The sequence below is a fragment of the Prauserella salsuginis genome (genome assembly GCF_024648885.1).
In the GTDB taxonomy this organism is placed as follows: domain Bacteria; phylum Actinomycetota; class Actinomycetes; order Mycobacteriales; family Pseudonocardiaceae; genus Prauserella; species Prauserella salsuginis.
Genome location: NZ_JANBBF010000005.1, coordinates 1 through 3,529, shown reverse-complemented (window position 1 = coordinate 3,529; position 3,529 = coordinate 1). Strand labels below are relative to the sequence as shown.

The 3,529-nt window shown below is 66.1% G+C and carries 4 protein-coding genes; all 4 read left to right on the top strand.

All coding sequences use genetic code 11. The features are described from left to right. Positions 1 to 492: 492 nt before the first annotated feature. The gene (locus LY40_RS01465) at positions 493 to 1,011 is read left to right on the top strand and encodes a hypothetical protein (protein ID WP_183787553.1); all 519 of its coding nucleotides are present in this window, start codon (positions 493 to 495) and stop codon (positions 1,009 to 1,011) included. Positions 1,012 to 1,052: 41 nt separating this feature from the next. Then, positions 1,053 to 1,292 (top strand): hypothetical protein, encoded by a 240-nt coding sequence (locus LY40_RS01460; protein ID WP_183787554.1) that lies wholly within the window; start codon positions 1,053 to 1,055, stop codon positions 1,290 to 1,292. Positions 1,293 to 1,309: 17 nt separating this feature from the next. Continuing rightward, positions 1,310 to 2,263: a transcriptional regulator gene (locus LY40_RS01455; protein WP_258935697.1), complete on the top strand. Its 954-nt coding sequence runs from the start codon at positions 1,310 to 1,312 to the stop codon at positions 2,261 to 2,263. A 139-nt stretch (positions 2,264 to 2,402) separates the two neighbouring features. Continuing rightward, positions 2,403 to 3,529, top strand: a 1,127-nt coding sequence (locus LY40_RS01450; RefSeq protein WP_258935696.1) for a PPE domain-containing protein, incomplete at its 3' end; no start/stop codon positions are given.

Here is a 3,529-nt window from a genome sequence, read left to right as displayed (position 1 = left end):
CAGCTGGGTTCGAACCAGCGACCCCCTGCTTGTAAGACATGTTGGCCCGAGCGGTGTGCTCGACCTGCATGAATGCTGGTCGGCCACGAGCGTTGCACCCAAAGTTATGGGTTCGCTAAACGATCTTCTTTGCACGGCGCACTCCTTGCCCCTCGACATCGGAGTGCACTCGCCATGTTCGACAGTCTCGCCCGTTCCTACCGTCGCCCGCACTCGCGCCTCGTCCGCTCCGCCGAGTTGGATCGTCGCCCGCCTGATCTGCTACCCCGGCCATGGTCGCGTTCGGTGCGGTCGTGCTCGCCGGTGCCGCCGACCCGGCGATCTTCACCGACGTGATCACCGACGGCGCGCGTGTGCGGGTGGTCCAGTGATCGCCGCACTGCGGGTCACTTTCCGACATATCGCCCGTAACGGGTGGGTCTCGTCCGCTAACTCGCCACGGGCGGTCAACGACAAGCCAGCGGACTGCCTCCGAAAGGAACTGGACTACCTGTGAAGAAGACCGCCATCGCCGCCCTGCTACTCACGATCGGCATCACAACGACCGCTTGCGCCGAGACCGCTGACAAGCCCGCCGACCAGGCTCAGGACCAGGCATCTACCGCCGAGAACGCCGCCGAAAAGCAGCCCGACGAGTTCGCATTCGGTGACACCTACGACGGGCCGGTCAAGACCACCATCGCCCCGCCGGAAGAGTTCACGACCAGCCAATACGCCCAGCCGGCGGGCAATGAGCCCGCGTGGAAGATCGCGGTGACGTTCGAGAACACCACCGATCAGCCGTTCAACATTGCCCTGCTCAACGTCGACGGCTACAGCAACGACAACAAGAACAAGGACGTGTTCGACCACGCTCAGGAAGTCGGCGACGCCATGGAGACCGGCGAGCTCGCGCCCGGGACCACCGCAACCGCCACCTACGGCTTCACTGGTGAACCTGGCGCCGCTCGCAAGGTCACCATTTCCTCGATGGACGGCTCGACGACCGTCACCTTCACCGGCAGCAAGTAGCCAACCTGCGAGAATCAGCAGCCGAGAGGACTACAGCGACGATGTTGAACACAGACGAGCCGACCAAGGCCACGCGCGTCGAGAAGCGCGAAGCGCTACTGAGCATCCTCGGCAACGGCCTGTACCTGGTCGTGGTGGGCGGTGTAGTCCTGGCCGTAGTCGTGGGCGCCCTCTTCCAAGGCGAGGAGTCGATTGGCGCTGTCGTCAGCCTGTTAGTGACCCTGGCGCTCGTCGTGGGGGTTATCGCTGCTGGCGTGCGGCTGGGTACCCGTCGTCGCTAACCTGTACAACATTCGGCATGGAGGTCGCGCGCACGCCCATGGGAGCCGACGAGGACCTGCACACCACGCAGATCGCCGAGTTGATAGATGCCTTGGTGGAAATGCGCAAGGAGCGCGGCCTGTCACGGTTGACGACAGCCAAGCTGATGGGGTTTGCCACGCACAGTGCAGCGGACCGTTTCGAGCAGGACATCCAGGACCCGATGTTCTCGAAGGTCGTGCGCTACGCCGACGCAATCGGAGTGCGCGTCCACGTCACTGTCACCGCACCGGACGGGCAGGTATCACCGGAGGTCTCGACACTGCCGGACGACTCGACGCAGCTATCACAGGTGCAAAGGGCGCTGGTAGCGATCCGCACGGCGCAGGGCCGCACACAGGCGCAAGTCTCCGAAGGACTCGACTGCGTACCGCACGGCGTGTATGTCCGGGAGCGGTCAGGCGATCTGCGGCTGTCCACGCTGTTGCGCTACGCCGCCGCGCTTGGCGCGCGCGTCGACTTCTCCCTGTCCACACCACCGGGCGAAGACGAGGACGACACGTCGGACCAGCGTTGTCGCGACCGGCCCGGCGCGTCAGCGTGGCCGCACCAGGACAGCCTCGCGGGTCGGATCGCCGAAGCACTGCGCGCCCGGATCGAGGCCGCCGAGTGGCCGCCCGGCGGGTGCATGCCCACCCAGCAGGAGCTGTGCGCCGAGTACAACTGCACCCTGCCGACTGTGGGTGACGCGCTGCGAGCACTGCGGGCGATGGGACTCGTCGCGGCGGGGTTCGGCGACCATCCCCACGTGCGCGACCGCCCTGGCGAGGTTAGCCTGTCCCGCGACCTGGCCGAGCTGGCTCACAAGATCGGCCAACGTCGTAGGGGCGGCGACGACCCGGACCCCGGTCCGGGATCCTGGCTGGCTGACCTGCAACAACAGCTCACGAGCCTCGCCAACGTTGCCGAGCAGCAGAACCAGCGGCCGTAGCCCACGTTGGCCGGAACGGGAGCAGGCCACACAGGTTGTGTGATTTCGTGGGAACCGCTGACATGGTCTGGGCGTCCCAGTACCGTTACCTAACGTACGTGTCTCGTGGCGACCTGATGACGAGGTGGGGGAAGTAGCTATGTCGCAGCCCGGCAACAGCGAGGGCAACACCACCGGCCCGGTAGGCACCGGGACCGGCAGCGATGGTGCGAACCTGTCGCCGCAGCAGCGCGAGGCGATGTACCAGGCGCAGGCTCAGGCCCAGTACGGAAACGCCCCGTTCGGTATGCCCATGGGGCAGCTTGTCGCCGAAGCGCGCGCCTCGGGCATGAACGACCAGCAGATCAAGGAGCTCTCCCAAGACGCGGAGGTCTTGGAAGGTCTCAACGGCTCGGACCAGAACTACCCCGGTGTCGATCACCAGACGATGTACCAGTACGTACACCAGGACCTCGACTCCGGGCAGACCACCCAGCTGTCGGATGCATGGTCACAGCTGGTCACCTTGTTCCAAGACTTCGACGGCAAGTTCAACGAAGCGGTCCAACAGTCGCAGCACCACTGGGAAGGCGAATCAGCCGAAGCCGCCCGCGGATACGTCCGCAGCCTCGGCAGCTGGTCGAACACCAACTCCCAGCAGGCGCAGCTGGCGTCCGAAGCCGTCTACGCACAGTCCAACGCGTCCGAGAACGCGAAGAACACGATGCCCGAGCCGGTCGAGACAAACGGGCTGATGAAGGACTTCGGCTCCGCGGTCAAGGACAACCCGATGGACCCGATCGGCGCGTTCAACAAGGCGATGGAGACGCGCGAGAAGGCCGACGCGGCCCACCAAGAGGCTGCGCAGGTCATGAGCACCTACGACCAGAACCTCTACGATTCGGCCTCCAAGCAGCCGGCGTTTTCCCCTCCTCCGGAGTTCGGTGGAGCTGGCGGCGGCGATGGCACCGGGTTCAAGGGCTCGGGCGTGGTCGACATTTCAGGTGGTGACACCACCAGCACCTCCGGCTACAGCGGTGGTCAGCCGGGCGGGCCGGTCACCGGTGGCGGTCCGACCGGTGGTGGTAGCTACAACTCGCCGTCGGGCAACAGCTCCGGTGTGACACCCACCCCGACACCGATCGCGGGCCGCGGCCCCTCGACCGGTGCGGGCCAGTTGCCGGGCACGGGTCCGCAGGGCAACAACCCGATGACGCCGCGAGTGCCGACGACAGGCGGCCCGGGCGCTCCCGGTATGGGTCCGGCGCCGGTCGGCCCGATGGGCGG